The sequence below is a fragment of the Methylorubrum sp. GM97 genome, assembly GCF_024347855.1.
Lineage (GTDB): Bacteria > Pseudomonadota > Alphaproteobacteria > Rhizobiales > Beijerinckiaceae > Methylobacterium > Methylobacterium extorquens.
Genome location: NZ_AP025942.1, coordinates 1,091,138 through 1,106,790, shown reverse-complemented (window position 1 = coordinate 1,106,790; position 15,653 = coordinate 1,091,138). Strand labels below are relative to the sequence as shown.

The window sequence follows — 15,653 nt, the reverse complement described above, 5'->3', positions numbered from 1 at the left end:
TGTCATGGCTCAGCCCGCGCTACGTTGGATTTCGGACAGCCTCTCGTTCTCGGGCATCGCGCGACCGCCGGTCGCGACCAGCGCCGGAACCGGGCGCGGCCCGGAAACCTGGGTGAGGATCTGATCCGCCGGGCCCGAAGCGCGGAGCGTTCCGCCCTCCAGCATCAGGATCTGATCGGCGCCCGCCAGCAGGCTCACCTTGTGCGTGACGATCACAACCGTCGTCCCCCGCTCTCGAAGGTCCGCCACCGCCCGCATCAGCGCGGCCTCGCCGGCTTGGTCGAGGCTGGCATTCGGCTCGTCGAGGACGACCAAGCTCGGGTCCCCGTACATCGCCCGCGCCAGGGCGATGCGCTGACGCTGGCCGCCGGAGAGGCCGTGCCCGCCCGATCCGATCCGGGTGTTGTAGCCGTCCGGCAGAGCCTGGATCAGGTCGTGGCAGCCCGCGCGTTGCGCCACCGAGACGATGGCGGCGTCGTCCTGGGTGTCGAAGCGCGCGATGTTCTGCGCCACCGTGCCGTCGAACAATTCAACGTCCTGCGGCAGGTATCCGAGATGCCGGCCGAGCGCCTGCGGGTCCCAGTGCCGGAGGTCGGCTCCGTCGATGCGCACCGCGCCGGAGGTGATGGGCCAGACGCCGGTGATCGCGCGGACCAGGGTCGATTTCCCGGCCGCACTCGGACCGATGATGCCGACGACGCTGCCGGGCTCCAGCCGCACGCTGACATCGTGGAGAATGGCCGTCGGCGAGCCCGGCGCCGCCACGACCAAATTCTCGGTCTCGATCAGACCGCGCGGACGCGGCAGCATCACGCGCTGCGGTTCGAGGCCGATGCGCCCCACGATGTCCGCCAGCCGGGCATAGCTGCGCCGGGCCGCCGTGAAGCTCTTCCAATGCCCGACGACCGCCTCGATGGGCGCGAGCGTCCGGCCCATGATGATGGAAGCCGCGATCATCGAGCCGGCAGAGATCTCGCCATGGATGGCGAGGTAGGCGCCGACACCGAGGACCATCGTCTGCAGGAACATGCGCGTGAACTTCGTCGCCGCGGTGATGAGGCCGGCGCGATCGCTCGCCCGGGCCTGCAGCCGAATCGCCTCGTCGTGACGCCGACGCCACCGGGACCGCAAGGCGCCGAGCATGCCCATGGCGCGCAGAACCTCGCCCCCTCGCATGGTCGCGCGGGCCTGCTCGCCCGCTTCTCGGGCCGCTTGGCTCGCCACGTCGAGGGGCCGCCGGGTCGTGAGATCGGTCAGGAGCGTGAGCCCCAGGAGCGTGCCGCCCCCGAGCAACGCCATCCAGCCGAACCACGGATGGAGGATGAAGCAGGCCATCAGGAACAGCGAGGCCCAGGGCAGGTCGCAGAGCGCCAGGATCGCGCCGCCCGTGAGGAACTCACGCAGGACATCGACATCGCGAAGGATCGTTTCGTGCCCGGCGCGCGGCTTGAGCAATGCGGCCCTGTGAACGATCTCGAAGACTGGTCCGGCAACCTTTCGATCGAAGATCATCCCGCCCCGCACCAACAGGCGCGAACGAAGCATTTCGAGGACGGCATAGACGGCGAGCGCGAAGGCCGCGATGCCCGTGATGCCGAGGAGCGTCGCCTCGTTCCGGCTCGAGAGGACGCGATCGTAGACCTGCAGCATATACAGGGGACCGGCGAACAGAAGCAGGTTCGTGAAGAAGGCGAAGACGAACACCGTCATCAGAACGGGGCGGATCGCCCGCAGCCCATCCTTCAAGACGGACTCGGCCACACGATCGCTCATGGCACCTCCCGGCGCGCCGGTTCACGTGGCCCGGATCGCGCGGCCAAGCAGTCCGCCTGCGAATGCCGGCCACAGAGCGCCATCCCTCGGAACAGGAAGGGGAGCTTCGAGGCCGTCGGCCGGGATTCATTCCCGGAAAAATGTGACTTGTGCCGCCGCATCGCGTCCGCTTCCCCGGCTCGCGTCATCGCGTGCCGGCTTATGAATCTTAGCGCAGGCTTATTGTATTCCAAGGAGCGCCGCCGAGACCGTCGAAAATCGGACGCAATGCCAACTGGACATCGGCTGTCTGAGCGCCATATGGAAATCACTGTACCATTCGGCGCTCTCGCAATTGAGCGCTGGCGGGAGCCGCACATTTGTATGTCCATCAGCAACGTCTCGGCTCTGAGGAGGTGCAGGAATTGCGCCGCGAAGGTGGCCGCTTCCTGAAGGACCTTCGCGAGAAGCAGGGTCTCTCACAGAGACAGTTGGCTGCGCTGGTCGGCGCCGAGTACTACACCTTCATCTCACAGCTTGAGACGGGACGCGGCCGTGTGCCCCCGGACCGGTACCGGCTCTGGGCCGATGCCCTGGGAGTGGATGCGAAAGACTTTGTGAAGAGCCTGATGCGCTTCTACGATCCGCTGACGTTCGAGATCCTCTTCGGCGACTGACCCGTCGTCGAGACAAGCTCGAATCTTGCCGTGAAACGCGCGGGAAGCTGGCTGTCTGCGCCTATTCCGCCGCGAGGCTGAGCGTCTCCGCTTCGACAAGGACGGCGCCACAGGCTGTCATCAGGTCGCGCAGCATCGCCAGAGCGGTTTGCACCTCCGCCGGCGTCGACAAGCCTTCTCGGAAATGCGTGCCACCACCGGCCAACGTCACTGCGATGTCGAACCGTCCGTCAGGGCGTTCGAGGATCCGATACGACGCGCGGCGAGACATGGGCACGAGGGAGAGCGATGGCTGGAAGCGTGAAGACCAGCCCTGTCATGCGTCGCCCGTTCGTGCAGTTCAAGCTATGGACTTCGCTGTATCCAGCCGCTCTAAAAGAGGCGTGGACAGCCGCAATGTGAAACACGGCCCGAATCCGCACTGATCGCGGACGACGTCATCCGGCGTTCGAAGCAGATTTGGGCCAATCGGAGAAAGATGAAGTTCAGGCCGGCACCTTGGTGGAAGGCATGCTCAGCCGCTCCATCAAGTAGGAGCGAGCACGGCTTACCCGGCTCTTCACCGTGCCGGTCTGGCAGCCCATGACCTCCGCGGCCGCTTCGTAAGTCAGGCCCTGCGCACCGACGAGAAGCAGCGCTTCGCGTTGGGGGGCAGGTAGCCGCGCGATGTAGGACAGGACGACCTGAAGGTCCGAGCCATGCTCCTGTGCCGCCAGCGCAACCAGTTGGCCCGCCATGACACCATCCACGTCCTCCACCTCACGCCTGTGCTTGCGTCGCTCGGTGTAAAAGTGATTGCGGAGGATGGTGAACAGCCACGCTTTCAGATTCGTGCCCGGCACGAACCGATCCTGATTGGCCCACGCTTTCAGCACGGCCTCCTGCACGAGATCGTCGGCCCGTGCAGCACTTCCGGCGAGCGACTGCGCGAACACCTGCAGCGCCGGGAGTGCTGCCGTGAGCCCCGCGCGAAAGGCTGCGTCGCGCTCACTCGCCAGGGGCGCAAGAGCACTCTCCAGAACCCGCGTGAGATCAAGCAAATGCTGCGGCGCACCTGAAACGACGATTTCGAGATAAGTCGCCTGCAACTGAGCTCCGATGTGCTTCTGCACCGCGAAGGGCAGCCTGGCAGCTCCCGCTTTCCCTTCCGGATCCGAGCAAACCGGACCGAGTCCGCTTGCAATCAGCATGTCGATCAACCCACGTTCCTTCTCGGAGCGAGCGGCAGAGAGATGCCTGAGCCAGCTCCTTCCGCCGTACAGTGAACATCTAACTCGCGAACCTCGGGGATCGATCCATTCCGTCGGCGCGTTCGGGGTTGCGCTCGGAGTAGCGTTGAGAGCTTGCACGGTCGAAGTGATGACATGCCCGGTGACGTATCGAGTCGTTGACTGTCCGGATGGTCGGTTCGCGGTCGTCGTCGTGGCTGCATCGGGTGCTGCGTACTGGCGCAACGGATTGCTCACGCTCGCAGAGGCAGAGGCTTGCGTCGAGGATCTCCGCGCCATCCTGGTGCACTGCGGCGCGGCGCTCGCGTGCTACGACAATACGCAAGACATTCAAACGGAGCGCTGGCCGCGCTCGCTGAGGTAGGTGGCCTGCGCTGGGGCTGTAATTTCCTCGTAAGTGCGCTGAGTGGCCTGCTGCCGCCGTGGACAGCCGCGCGGCAGCAGGAAGAGCCCATTCTTCACATGGAGCTGAAGCGGATTGAGGTGGCATCAGGTCTCCTTCGGCCGAAGTAGGCCACGCAGCTCTCCGACGCCGGGCCAGGTTTCAGCCGGTTGCTTCCCCTGCCGCGATGGAGAAACTTGGCGGAGAACTTTGGCCCGGACCGTGCCTCACCTCAGATCACCGCATGTTCGATTGGAACGACCTCACCTTCTTCCTGGAGTTGGCCCGGCATGGCCGGCTGATGCCGGCCGCGCGTCGGCTCAAGGTCGATAACACGACGGTCAGCCGTCGCATTGCGGAGTTGGAGCGGGGGCTCGACACGAAACTGTTCCAGCGCTGCTCCGACGGCTTCCTGCTGACCGAGGCCGGCCACAAGCTCTTCGTGATCGCGGAGGCGATCGAACAGAAGATGCTGTCCGTGCCGGACGAACTCGGCCTCTCCGATGGAGCCGAGCCCGCGGGACGCGTGCGTGTGGCCAGCATGGAAGGCATCGCCGCCTTCTACCTGTCGGCCAAGTTCGCCGAGTTCGCCGCCGCCATGCCCGGCATCGTGGTCGAACTCGTCACCGAGCGGCACCTCATCAACCTGACCAAGCGCGAGGCCGACATCTCAGTGTCCTTCGTGCCGCCCCAGGGCCCGCGCCTCCAGGTGCGGCGGGTCGGCGAGTTCCGCTTGGCCCTGTTCGGGGCGGAACGCTACTTCGCCACGCATGGCCGCCCGACGACGCGCGCCGACCTTCAGGACCACGATTTCGTGGACTACGTCGATGATCTCGTGGCGATCGAGCCGGTGCACTGGCTGCTCGAAGTCCTGAAACCGACGAACGTGGTCTTCCGCTCCACCAGTATGGCCGCCCAGCAGACGGCCGTCGCCGCCGGGGCGGGGCTCGGCCTGCTGCCGCTTTTTTCAGCAAAAACCAACCCGGCGCTCATCCCCGTCCTGGCGGACGATGTGGTGGTGCAGCGTGAACTCTATCTCGGTGTTCACGAAGACATCGAGTATGCCGGCCGGATCCGCGCCGTGACACGCTTCCTGGCCGACCTGTTCTCAAAGGAGGCAGCGTACTTGAACCGGTTTTAGGCAGGTCACGGCAAGAATGCAGCGGGCGTTGCGGATTTTCCACCTTCGCGACGCGGACGGCCTCTGTTGCAAATGCGGCATCCCGTTCCAGGAGCCGTGCCGATGTCCCTCCAATACCCGAAGTTCAAGGCGGCCGCCTGCCACGTCGCCTCGGTCTTCCTCGACAGCACCGCCTCCGCCGAGAAGGCCGTTGCGCTGATCGGCGAGGCCGCCCGCGCGGGCGCCGACCTCGTGGTCTTTCCCGAGGGCTACATGCCGGGCTTCCCACTTTGGGCGGCCCTACGGGCGCCGATCCACAACCACGATCTGTTCAAGCGCCTCGCGGCCCAGTCCGTGCGTTGGGACGGCCCGGAGATCGGCGCGGTCCGCGCCGCCGCCCGGCGCCACGGCGTGCTCGTCTCGCTCGGGTTCAGCGAGAGCACAGAGGCCAGCGTCGGCTGCCTGTGGAACGCGAACGTGCTGATCGGCCGCGACGGGGCGATCCTCAACCACCATCGCAAGCTCGTGCCGACCTTCTACGAAAAGCTCATCTGGGCGAACGGCGACGCCCGGGGCTTGCGCGTGACGCGCACCGAGATCGGCCGCGTCGGCATGCTGATCTGCGGTGAGAACACCAATCCGCTGGCCCGGTACACGCTGATGGCGCAGGGCGAGCAGGTCCATATCTCGACTTACCCGCCGGCCTGGCCGACCCGCCCGCCGGGAGAGAGCGCCGCCTATGACCTGAAACGGGCCATCGAGATCCGCGCCGGGGCGCATGCCTTCGAGGCCAAGGTGTTCAACATCGTCTGCTCCGCCGTCCTCGACGCGGCCGCCAGGGCCACCCTCTGCGACGGGGACGCTGCCCTCGCCGAACTCGTCGAGCGGACCCCCGCGGGCGTGTCCATGGTCCTCGACCCCACCGGCTCCCATGTCGTCGAGCCGCACCAGGGGGACGAGACGATCGTCTACGCCGACATCGACGTCGAGGCCTGCGTCGAGCCCAAGCAGTTCCACGACGTCGTCGGCTACTACAACCGCTTCGACATCTTCCGCCTCCATGTCGACCGCACGCCGCGCGAGCCGATCAGCTTCGACGCGGCCGCCCGGCCGTCGGGAGCCGCCGCCGACGGCTTCGATGGGCTCGAGGCCCTCGATCCGGATGGCGCTCGGACACAGCCCGGTCTTGGCGAGCCGGCGCCGGCCCCGCCGCTTCGCCGCGCAGGCCACTGAGACGGTTCGGGCGCGGCCGGGCCTCGAAGGCGACGCCGCGCTGGCTCCGGAGGCTTCGGCCTCCCGGAAGTGTTCGCAAGATCCCGCACGCATGGACGGAGGTGCAGCATGCTTTCACCTGATAGAGTGGCCCCTCGCGAGGAGGCCGAGGCGATCGCACGACTGTCGCGAACACGATCGCGCGTGGCGATCGTGCTGAGCCTCGTGATGATCACGATGTATTTCGGGTTCATGACGATGTTCGCCTTCGCCAAGACTGCGATGGGTACGATCCTCATGCCCGGTTTGTCGCTCTGCATCCTGCTCGGTGCGGGGGTGATCGTCGGATCGTTTGTCCTTTGTCTGGTCTACGTCGTCTGGGCGAACCGGTTCTACGACCCGGCCGTGCGCCGCATCATGAGCTGAGGAGCGAACCATGCAGGCCGCCAACAATCCCCTCGCCGTCACGTTCTTCTTCATCTTCATGGCGCTGACGCTCGGCATCACCTATTGGGCCGCCCGGCGCACGCGCACCACGGAGCAGTTCTTCGCCGCCGGAGGACAGATCACAGCCTGGCAGAACGGATGGGCGCTCGCGGGCGACTTCCTCAGCGCGGCCGCGCTGCTGGGCATTGCCGGCATCATCACGTCGCATGGCTTCGACGGCTTGATCTACTCCATCGGCTTCCTGGTCGGCTGGCCGATCATCTCGTTCCTGATCGTCGAACCGCTGCGCAACCTGGGCAAGTTCACCTTCGCCGACGTCGTCGCCTACCGCTTGCGGCAGCGCCCGGTGCGGATGGCCGCCGCCATCGGCACCCTGACCGTGATCCTGCTCTACCTGATCGCCCAGATGGTCGCGACGGGCTCGCTGATCAAACTTCTGTTCGGCCTGCCCTACACCGCCTCGGTCATCGTGGTCGGCACCGCCATGCTCATTTACGTGATCTTCGGCGGCATGCTGGCGACCACCTGGGTTCAGGTGATCAAGGCGGTGCTCCTTTCGCTGGGCGGTCTCGTTCTGGCGCTCCTCGTGCTCGCCCATTTCGAGATGAACCCGCTGCGCCTGTTCTCGGCAGCGGCCGACAAGTACGGCGAGCGTGTGCTCCAGCCGGGCTCCAAGGTCGCGGGAAGCGGGTGGGACGCGATCTCGCTCGGCGTCGGGCTGATGTTCGGCACGGCCGCGCTGCCGCACATCCTGATGCGCGCCTTCACGGTGCCGGATGTGAAGGAGGCGCGGATGTCGATCCTCTACGCCACCGGCATCATCGGCTCGTTCCACCTCCTCGTCTTCGTCATCGGCTTCGGGGCGATGGTCCTCGTCGGGCCCGAGGCCGTCACGAAGGCGGGCGGCGGCGGCAACATGGCGGCACCGTTGCTCGCCCTCACGGTCGGCGGCAACGGGTTCTTCGGCTTCATCTGCGCGGTCGCCTTCGCGACCATGCTGGCGGTCGTCGCGGGCCTGACGCTCTCCGGCGTGGCCACGGTCTGCCACGATCTCTGGGTCAACGTCGTCCGCAACGGCCATGCCCCGGAGCGCGAGCAGCTCACCGTCGCCCGGATCGCGACGGTCGCCATCGCGGTCCTGGCGGTGGTGCTCGGGATCGTCTTCGAGGGCCAGAACGTCGCCTTCATGGCAGGGCTGGCCTTCGCCGTCGCCGCAGCCGCCAACTTCCCGGCCCTGCTGCTGTCGATCACGTGGAAGCGATTCACGACGGCAGGCGCTGTCGCCAGCATCCTGATCGGCACGTTCGCCTCGCTGCTGCTGATCAGCCTCTCCCCCACGATCCAGGTCGATGTGCTGGGGCGGAGCCTCGCGGAGGTCTCGCAGGCTTGGTGGTTCGTCCCGATGAAGAACCCGGCCCTCATCAGCATGCCGCTGTCCTTCCTGGTGGCGATTGGCGTCTCGCTCGTGACCAAGGAGGATGCGGCCGACAGCACCTTCCAGGAGATGCGCCGGAGGATCATGTTCGGTGCGTCGCGGACGGCCTACGCCGGCCGCTGAACCCTCGGCCCTGGACTACCTATGGACGGGGCGTCGAAGGACGCCCCGTCCATAGGTGTTCGGTCGTCGGCCGCTCAAGGCTGCACGCCGAGCCGGGCGGCGACGCGCCGGGCGGTGGCCGTGCGGCGTTCCGTGATCGCCGCCACCGCGGCGCGGGCCTGTTCGAGGATGGCCGGCGGCGCCCTCTCCGGGGTGCCGCTGTCGAAGGGCGGCTCGGGCGCGTAGGCCATGTAGAGCTGGATCGCCTTCGCGGCGTCCTCGCCGCGCAGCTCCGCGGCCAACCGCAGGGCGCCGTCGATCCCGGCCGTAACGCCCGCCGCAAACACCCATGTGCCGTCGACGACCACCCGCTGGTCGACGGGGATCGCGCCGAAGTAGGGCAGCAGATCGAACGAGGCCCAGTGGGTCGTGGCGCGGCGGCCTCTCAGGAGGCCCGCGGCCCCGCAGAGCAGAGCGCCGGTGCAGACCGAGAAGACGCTCCGCGCGCCGCCCGCCTGGCGGCGGAGCCAGGCGAGGACGGCCTCGTCCTCCATCAGATCCTCCTGGCCGAAACCGCCGGGGACGTGCAGCACATCGAGTTGCGGCGCGTCCTCGATCGCCGCGTCCGGCGTCAGCTTCAGGCCGCGAATGTCCCGGACCGTCTCGGCCGTCTTGCCGTAGACGCGGTAGGTCGCGTTCGGGATGCGCGACAAGACCTCGAACGGGCCGGTGAGATCGATCTGGTCGACGCCCTCGAACAGGAGGGAGCCGATTTCCAGGTGAGTGTCGGGCGGGATCATGTCTGCCTCCGGTGGACAGCCGAAGGGTACTCGGGCAGGCTCTGGCGCGGATGCCAAAGAACCCTCGTTTCCCGCCAAAACCGGTGCGGTCCGTGGAGGTGCTCGCCTTTCCGGGCGTGCAGGTGCTCGACGTCACCGGTCCGCTTCAGGTCTTCGCCTCCGCCAACGAGCATGTCGCCCGCGACGGAGACGGGCCGCCCTATCGGCTCCGGGTGGTCGCGAAGAGCGGCGATGCCGTCGCGTCCTCCGCCGGCCTCACGCTCGCGGCGGAGCCGCTGACGCCGATGCCGGAGGCGGTCGATACCCTGATCGTTGCCGGCGGCCCCGGCGTCGATGCGGCGGCCGGCGATCCCGAACTGATCGAATGGCTGCGTCGGCGCACCGCGCAGGCGCGACGGGTCGCCTCCGTCTGCACCGGCGCCTTCATCCTGGCGGCTTCGGGCATCCTCGACGGCCGGCGGGCCGTGACCCACTGGTCGTACTGCGACGCCTTCGCCCGGCGCTTCCCGGCCGTGCGCGTGGAGGCCGATCCGATCTTCGTACGCGACGGCCCCGTCTGGACCTCCGCGGGCGTGACGGCCGGGATCGACCTTGCGCTGGCGCTCGTCGAGGCGGATCTCGGCCGTGAGACGGCGCTGGCCGTGGCACGCTACCTCGTCGTCTTCCTCAAGCGTCCGGGCGGTCAGGCGCAATTCAGCGCGGCCTTGTCGCTGCAGACGGAGGGGGACCGCTTCGACGCGCTGCATCGCTGGATGCGGGTGAATCTCGGCGCAGACCTGTCGCTCTCGGCCTTGGCTGCGGAGGCGGGGATGAGTGAGCGCAGCTTCAGCCGGCATTACCTCAAGGAGACCGGGCTTACGCCGGCCAGAGCCGTCGAACGGCTGAGGGTCGAGGCCGCCCGCCAGATGCTGGCGGAGACCCATCGGCCGATCAAGCGGATCGCGCACCATTGCGGCTTTGCGTCCGAGGAGACGATGCGCCGAAGCTTCCTGCGTCTGCTCGCGAGCACGCCACAGGACTATCGCTCCCGCTTTGGCATCGATCCGCAGATGAAGGCCTTCGCGTGAACCGCGCCGAGCGTCCTCTCACCTGAGCCCGAGCCTCGTAGCGGACGGGCGGCCCTGGCGCCCAGCGGTTCCTTGGAGCTGGCGGTGCAAGGTCAGGAATGGATCAACCGTTCGCATTCTTCTTGATCGACCGTGCACTCCTCGTTTCCGCGCAGTCGATCCACGTTTAAATTCCGAAGCGGCCTCGGATCCGAGCGCATTGCCCTATCGAGATGGGCTCAGAGGCATACAACTTCGGGCATGCAATTTCGGCTGCTTATGCCTGATCGGCGCGTCTCCGGGGACAAGCTGGTTCGGATGTGCGCCGACCTTTGCACGAAGCTTGCAGGTTGCTGAGGCGCCAATCAGGAACCTGGGGTGCGCCGCGGAATGGATGGAAGCCTCAAGGGCGCGTCGAGCACACACTGGCGTACGCAGGAGATGTTCCTCGTCCAGGAGGTCATGAACCTGATCGGCAAGGGCCTGCGCCTGGATCAGGTCGCGCGAGAGATGCTTCATCTCCTGTCCGAGATCGTCGGACTGAACCGGGGACGGATCGTCCTGAAAGACCCCGACGGCAAGGGACACCGCATTGCCTACGCCTATGGGCTGACCCGCGAGGAGGTCGCTCGGGGCCGCTACGCGCCGGGCGAGGGCATCACCGGACGCGTCATCCAGGACGGTCACCTCATCATCGTGCAGGACATCGACAAGGACCCGACCTTCCTCGGGCGGGCGGTGGCGCGGGCGCAGCTTCCCCGCGGCGCCGTGTCGTTCCTGGCACTGCCGATCCGCGTTGATCACAGGACGGTCGGCGCCATTGCCTGCCACCGCATCCGCCACCGGGAGCGGGCGCTCTCGGACGATCTCACCATCCTGCGCATCATCGCCACGATGGTCAGCCAGTTGCTGACCCTGAACGAGCGGGTGGAGCAGAAGACGCGGGCGCTCGAGGAACACAACGACATGCTGGCGCGCGAGCTGCGCATCAAGCGCGCCCGTTACGGCATCATCGGAACCTCGCCCGCGCTGCTGCGCGCCCTCGCCCAAGTGGAGAAGGTCGCGAGCGCGACCGCGAGCGTGCTGCTGCTCGGCGAGTCCGGAACCGGCAAGGAACTCTTCGCCCGGGCGCTCCACCTTGCGAGTCCGCGCCGAGACCGGCCCTTCATCAAGGTCAATTGCGCGGCGATCCCCGACAGCCTGTTCGAATCCGAGCTGTTCGGGCACGAGCGCGGCGCCTTCACCGGGGCCGTCGATGCGCGGGCCGGCTGGTTCGAGCAGGCGAGCGGCGGCACGATCTTCCTCGACGAGATCGGCGAGATGCCGGCGGTCCTCCAGACCAAGCTGCTGCGCACACTTCAGGAGGGGACGGTCGTACGCCTCGGCGGCAAGCGCGAGATCCGGGTCGATATGCGCCTCGTCGCCGCGACGAACCGGGATCTCGCCACCGAGGTCGCCCATGGCCGCTTCCGAGAGGACTTATTCTACCGCCTCAACGTCGTGCCGATCACCCTGCCTCCGCTGGCGGAGCGGCGCAGCGACATCCCCGATCTGGTGCTGCACTTCCTCACCCAGGCGAACCAGAACAACCAGCGCAACGTCAACCTGACCCAGGGCGCGGTCACGCATCTCGCCCGCCAGTCCTGGCCGGGCAACATCCGCCAGCTCGCCAACTTCATCGAGCGGCTCGTGCTGCTGGCAAGCGAAGGTGTCTTGGACGCCGAGGACGTGCGTCCGATGCTCGAAGGTGCCGTCGTCACGGCGCCCCCGCTGCTCGCTCCCGCCTCGGCCCCGTTCTTCTCGCCCGAACGGGAAGCGGCGTTGCGCGCGATGGGCACCGTGCGCCCCTATCTGCCGGCCGACTCGCACGGCCACGAACAGTTGCGCATGGCCCTGGCCCAGGCCGGCGGCAATAAAACGCGGGCGGCCCAGCGCCTCGGGCTCACCGAACGCCAATTTTCCTATCGCTGGCGCAAGCTCCAGCCGGCACCCTGACCTGCCTCCGCCAAACCCGACAATGTCGACAAAGTGTCGACATTCATCGACGTTTCGTCCGGAGGGGACGTTCACAGATTTGCGATAAAGCACTGTAAAATATCAGCAATATGAAATAGTCGCATGGGCGTCCGATTTGGCACCCGCTTTGCGCAAGTCCCTCCGAGCCGGCCCCGACGAAGACGGGGGCAGGGCACGAACAGGAGTTGCCGATGAGCGCGAGCGCCGCCCCCACCACCGTCACCACTTACTTGCGTCCGATCGACCGGGACGGCCTGATGCAGTTCGCCGAGAAGGGCCGCTGCAATCCCGGCTCGCGTGGCACCAACAAGGTGCACACCGTCGTCGACGGGCAGTACCGCACCCTCAGCTATGTCGGCGACCACCAGCCGGTCGTGGTGGACGAGCCCCTGCACCTGTTCGGCGAGAACACGGCGCCGGCGCCGGGTGAGATCGTGCTCTCGGCCCTCGGTGGCTGCCTCGCGGTCGGCATCACCGCCGTCGCGACTTGGAAACAGGTGCGCCTCTCACGCCTCGAACTGCATCTCGAGGGCGATATCGGCAACCCCGCCGCCTGGGGCGCGGGCGGCGCCGAGAAGCGGCCGGAGGATATGGGATTCCAGGAAATCCGCGTGGCCGTGACCATCGAGGGCGATGCGAGCCGTGAGGAACTCGACGAGATCGTGCGCCACGCGAATGTCTACTCGCCGGTGGCCAACTCCATGCGAAACCCGATCGCCTTCAAGATCGGCTTGGCTGGCTGACCCGCAGGGCGGGACCGAACGGTCCCGCCGCCTTCCCCGATCCTTGAGGAGACTGCACGATGTCGAGCGCCCTCGCTCTGCGGCCGGCGGATGATTCCGTCGGGCCGGTGCCGCCTGCCACGCCGAACCGCCCCGATTGGACCGACGAGGCCGTCCTCGCCGGAACGAAGGCCATCGCCGATGGTCCGTTAAGCGCCGCGGCGGCGGAGATCGACCGCGGCGCCTACCCGCTCGAGATCCTGGGCCGGCTCGGCGGCGTGGGCGCGCTCGCCGTGCATCTCGACCGGCACGGGGGGCGCTTCGGCCTCTCGGTGGCGGCCATGCAGGCGGCGAGCCGGGCCTGCGGCGCCACCGGCTTCCTGATGTGGTGCCACGACGTGTGCGGCCTGTACCTGGAGCAGTCGGGCAATGCGGCCCTGACCGGCGCGGTGCTCGACGATCACGCCGCGGGCCGCAGCTTCGGAGGCACGGCGCTCTCCAACCCGATGAAGGCCTTCGCCGGGATCGAGCCGATCCTGCTGCGCGCCCGCCGCGTCCCCGGCGGCTACCGGGTCAGCGGCATGCTGCCCTGGGTCAGCCATATCGGGCCGGGCCAGTATTGCGGCGCCATCGCGGGTGTCGTCGGCGCCAACGACACGATCAGCCACGAGATCATGTTCGTGCTGGCTTGCGACCGTGCCGAGCTGCGGCCCTGCCCGCACTTCTCCGGCATGGAGGGCACCAGCACCTGGGGTGTTCGGCTCGACGATCTCTTCGTCGGGCATGACGACCTCATCGCCGATCCGGCACGCCCCTTCATCGGACGCATCCGCGGCGCCTTCATCCTGCTTCAATGCGGCATGGGCCTCGGCGTGGCCGAAGGGAGCCTCGATGCCATGCTGGCGGTCGAGGAGACGCTGGGCCACGTCAATCAGTTCCTCGACGATCGGCCCGACGCCATCGCGGCCGAACTCACCGAGCTGCGCGCCCGCGTGATGCGGCTCGCCGAGACGCCCTTCGACGGTTCCACCGACTACCTGATCGACGTTCTCGACGCCCGCACCCAGGTCTCCGAACTCGCCTTGCGCGCCTCGCAATCGTCGCTGCTGCACCAGGGCGCCCGGGGCTACTTGATGTCGGCCGCGCCCCAGCGCCGGATCCGCGAGGCGCATTTCGTCGCCATCGTTACCCCCGCGATCAAGCATCTGCGCTGGGAGATGGCCCGGCTGTCGCGGGAGACTCTGCCCACCGTGACGGAAGGGAGCCGGGCATGAGCCTCCCTGAGCCCACCGACGGCCTCGGCCCCTGGCAGCTTTTCCTCTGCCGGGCCTGCGGCCTGATCTACGACGAGGGCGAGGGCGACCCCGATAGCGGCCTGCCGCCCGGCACCCGCTTCGCCGACATTCCCGATGACTGGGCCTGCCCGATCTGCGGCGTCACCAAGTTGGATTTCGAGCCCTATCAGCGGCGTGCGCCTGTCGCGCCGGTGCCGGCCCCGACGGTGCCGCAGCGCCGGCCCGGCGTGGTGATCGTCGGCGGCGGAATCGGCGGTTGGAGCGTCGCCGAGGCGATCCGGGCCGAGGATGCGGAGTTGCCGATCACTTTGGTGAGCGCGTGCGACGGCAGCCTCTACCACAAGCCGGAACTCTCGGTGGCCCTCGGACGCGGCCTGACACCCGACGCGCTCCGCCGTGAGACGGGCGAAGCGGCGGCGGCACGCTTGTCCCTGCGCCTGATGGCCGACACGGTCGCGGTCGGCCTCTCGCCCGAGCGCCACACCTTACGCACGACGCGCGGCACGCTTCCCTACACCCATCTCGTCCTCGCCCACGGGGCGCGGCCAGCGTTGCTGGACGGCCTCGACCTCGCCCTGTGCTGGCGGATCAACGACCTTGCCGCGTGGTCGTCGCTCCATGCCGAGCTCGCCCGCGGCCCCCGCACGGTCGCGGTGATCGGTGCCGGCATGGTCGGCTGCGAACTGGCCGAGGACCTGGCCCGCGCCGGACATGCCGTCACGCTTCTCGGGGCCAAGGCGCTGCCGCTGCCCGAACTCCTGCCGGAGCAGGCCGGACGGCGCCTGCTGGCGGGCCTCGAAGGCGTGGGTGTCCGCTACCGGGGCGAGAGCCTCGTGAGTGGTCTGAGCCGCCGGCCGGACGGCACCGTCGCGCTTGCCCTCTCGGACGGGACGAGCCTGGCCGCCGCGACCGTGATCGCTGCGACCGGCCTCGCCACGCCCTCGCGCCTCGTCCGGGGAGCGGGCCTCGCCTTCGACCGCGGCATCGTCGTCGATCCGGCGACCCTGCGCACGAGCGGGCCCGACATCTTCGCATTGGGCGACTGCATCAGCATCGCGGGGCGGCCCTGCCGCTTCATCGAGCCCATCGCCCGCCAAGCCGCGGTCATCGCGCACGCGATCCTCGGCCGGGCTCATCCGGGCTACGCGCACGCCGCCCCGGTCATCCGCTTGAAGACCCGCTCGGCGCCGATCGCGCTGCACGGCACCCCCGTCGCCGACCGCCCCTGGCACGTCGTCGAAGAGAGCGAGCACCGGCTCGCGATGGAGCAGCGGCAGGGCGGCGAAGTCACCGCCTGGCTCGCGGCCTGAGCCTGCCGACAATGTCGACAAAGGATCGACATTGTCGAAGGCGCGAGAACCGACCGAGCCGCCCGCATAGGCGGCAAGTCGCTGGCCCAAAAGCAGGAATAAAAAATT

General features: G+C 67.9%; 13 protein-coding genes. 10 read left to right on the top strand and 3 right to left on the bottom strand.

Features of this window, described 5'->3' with window-relative positions:
• Positions 1-9: 9 nt before the first annotated feature.
• Entirely contained in the window at positions 10-1,773 is a 1,764-nt protein-coding gene (locus tag MSPGM_RS05275) for a type I secretion system permease/ATPase (RefSeq protein WP_012752254.1), read from the bottom strand.
• Positions 1,774-2,132: 359 nt separating this feature from the next.
• Here MSPGM_RS05275 and MSPGM_RS05270 point away from each other — a divergent pair, with 359 nt between their 5' ends.
• Complete coding sequence (locus MSPGM_RS05270; protein WP_012252820.1) at positions 2,133-2,429, top strand: helix-turn-helix domain-containing protein; 297 nt, start codon at positions 2,133-2,135, stop codon at positions 2,427-2,429.
• Between the two features lie 485 nt (positions 2,430-2,914).
• On the opposite strand, the gene MSPGM_RS05265 is transcribed toward MSPGM_RS05270, so the two are convergent.
• Positions 2,915-3,619 (bottom strand): sigma-70 family RNA polymerase sigma factor, encoded by a 705-nt coding sequence (locus tag MSPGM_RS05265; protein ID WP_003599403.1) that lies wholly within the window; start codon positions 3,617-3,619, stop codon positions 2,915-2,917.
• Between the two features lie 665 nt (positions 3,620-4,284).
• Between MSPGM_RS05265 and MSPGM_RS05260 the strand changes: the two genes are divergently transcribed.
• The 4 genes from MSPGM_RS05260 to MSPGM_RS05245 all read left to right on the top strand — a co-directional run bounded on the left by MSPGM_RS05260 (position 4,285) and on the right by MSPGM_RS05245 (position 8,377).
• The gene (locus MSPGM_RS05260; protein ID WP_003599402.1) at positions 4,285-5,181 is read left to right on the top strand and encodes a LysR family transcriptional regulator; all 897 of its coding nucleotides are present in this window, start codon (positions 4,285-4,287) and stop codon (positions 5,179-5,181) included.
• 102 nt (positions 5,182-5,283) lie between these two features.
• Positions 5,284-6,393: a carbon-nitrogen hydrolase family protein gene (locus MSPGM_RS05255; protein ID WP_003599399.1), complete on the top strand. Its 1,110-nt coding sequence runs from the start codon at positions 5,284-5,286 to the stop codon at positions 6,391-6,393.
• 108 nt (positions 6,394-6,501) lie between these two features.
• Entirely contained in the window at positions 6,502-6,798 is a 297-nt protein-coding gene (locus tag MSPGM_RS05250) for a DUF485 domain-containing protein (RefSeq protein ID WP_003599397.1), read from the top strand.
• A gap of 10 nt (positions 6,799-6,808) precedes the next feature.
• On the top strand, positions 6,809-8,377 hold the full coding sequence (locus tag MSPGM_RS05245) for a cation acetate symporter (protein ID WP_003599394.1): 1,569 nt from the start codon (positions 6,809-6,811) through the stop codon (positions 8,375-8,377).
• A 74-nt stretch (positions 8,378-8,451) separates the two neighbouring features.
• On the opposite strand, the gene MSPGM_RS05240 is transcribed toward MSPGM_RS05245, so the two are convergent.
• Positions 8,452-9,156, bottom strand: coding sequence for a DJ-1/PfpI family protein (locus MSPGM_RS05240; RefSeq protein WP_003599393.1), 705 nt, complete (start codon positions 9,154-9,156; stop codon positions 8,452-8,454).
• Between the two features lie 50 nt (positions 9,157-9,206).
• Between MSPGM_RS05240 and MSPGM_RS05235 the strand changes: the two genes are divergently transcribed.
• From MSPGM_RS05235 to MSPGM_RS05215, 5 genes are all read left to right on the top strand, one after another.
• Positions 9,207-10,223, top strand: coding sequence for a GlxA family transcriptional regulator (locus MSPGM_RS05235; protein WP_003599392.1), 1,017 nt, complete (start codon positions 9,207-9,209; stop codon positions 10,221-10,223).
• A 369-nt stretch (positions 10,224-10,592) separates the two neighbouring features.
• Complete coding sequence (locus tag MSPGM_RS05230) at positions 10,593-12,197, top strand: sigma-54-dependent Fis family transcriptional regulator (protein WP_012752248.1); 1,605 nt, start codon at positions 10,593-10,595, stop codon at positions 12,195-12,197.
• Between the two features lie 212 nt (positions 12,198-12,409).
• On the top strand, positions 12,410-12,961 hold the full coding sequence (locus tag MSPGM_RS05225; protein WP_012252811.1) for an OsmC family protein: 552 nt from the start codon (positions 12,410-12,412) through the stop codon (positions 12,959-12,961).
• Positions 12,962-13,020: 59 nt separating this feature from the next.
• Positions 13,021-14,214, top strand: coding sequence for an acyl-CoA dehydrogenase family protein (locus tag MSPGM_RS05220; protein WP_003599386.1), 1,194 nt, complete (start codon positions 13,021-13,023; stop codon positions 14,212-14,214).
• Positions 14,211-15,545 carry an FAD-dependent oxidoreductase gene (locus MSPGM_RS05215; protein WP_003599384.1) on the top strand — a complete coding sequence of 445 codons (1,335 nt, stop codon included), beginning with the start codon at positions 14,211-14,213 and terminating at the stop codon, positions 15,543-15,545. The genes MSPGM_RS05220 and MSPGM_RS05215 overlap by 4 nt, the downstream gene beginning before the upstream one ends.
• The last annotated feature ends 108 nt before the right edge of the window (positions 15,546-15,653 follow it).

What these genes read in the sequence shown, in the direction of transcription:
- MSPGM_RS05250 (WP_003599397.1), top strand. Translation starts at nt 6,502, where the DNA reads ATGCTTTCACCTGATAGAGTGGCCCCTCGCGAGGAGGCCGAGGCGATC.
- MSPGM_RS05225 (WP_012252811.1), top strand. Translation starts at nt 12,410, where the DNA reads ATGAGCGCGAGCGCCGCCCCCACCACCGTCACCACTTACTTGCGTCCG.
- MSPGM_RS05230 (WP_012752248.1), top strand. Translation starts at nt 10,593, where the DNA reads ATGGATGGAAGCCTCAAGGGCGCGTCGAGCACACACTGGCGTACGCAG.
- MSPGM_RS05240 (WP_003599393.1), bottom strand. Translation starts at nt 9,156, where the DNA reads ATGATCCCGCCCGACACTCACCTGGAAATCGGCTCCCTCCTGTTCGAG.
- MSPGM_RS05235 (WP_003599392.1), top strand. Translation starts at nt 9,207, where the DNA reads ATGCCAAAGAACCCTCGTTTCCCGCCAAAACCGGTGCGGTCCGTGGAG.
- MSPGM_RS05245 (WP_003599394.1), top strand. Translation starts at nt 6,809, where the DNA reads ATGCAGGCCGCCAACAATCCCCTCGCCGTCACGTTCTTCTTCATCTTC.
- MSPGM_RS05260 (WP_003599402.1), top strand. Translation starts at nt 4,285, where the DNA reads ATGTTCGATTGGAACGACCTCACCTTCTTCCTGGAGTTGGCCCGGCAT.
- MSPGM_RS05275 (WP_012752254.1), bottom strand. Translation starts at nt 1,773, where the DNA reads ATGAGCGATCGTGTGGCCGAGTCCGTCTTGAAGGATGGGCTGCGGGCG.
- MSPGM_RS05220 (WP_003599386.1), top strand. Translation starts at nt 13,021, where the DNA reads ATGTCGAGCGCCCTCGCTCTGCGGCCGGCGGATGATTCCGTCGGGCCG.
- MSPGM_RS05215 (WP_003599384.1), top strand. Translation starts at nt 14,211, where the DNA reads ATGAGCCTCCCTGAGCCCACCGACGGCCTCGGCCCCTGGCAGCTTTTC.
- MSPGM_RS05265 (WP_003599403.1), bottom strand. Translation starts at nt 3,619, where the DNA reads ATGCTGATTGCAAGCGGACTCGGTCCGGTTTGCTCGGATCCGGAAGGG.
- MSPGM_RS05255 (WP_003599399.1), top strand. Translation starts at nt 5,284, where the DNA reads ATGTCCCTCCAATACCCGAAGTTCAAGGCGGCCGCCTGCCACGTCGCC.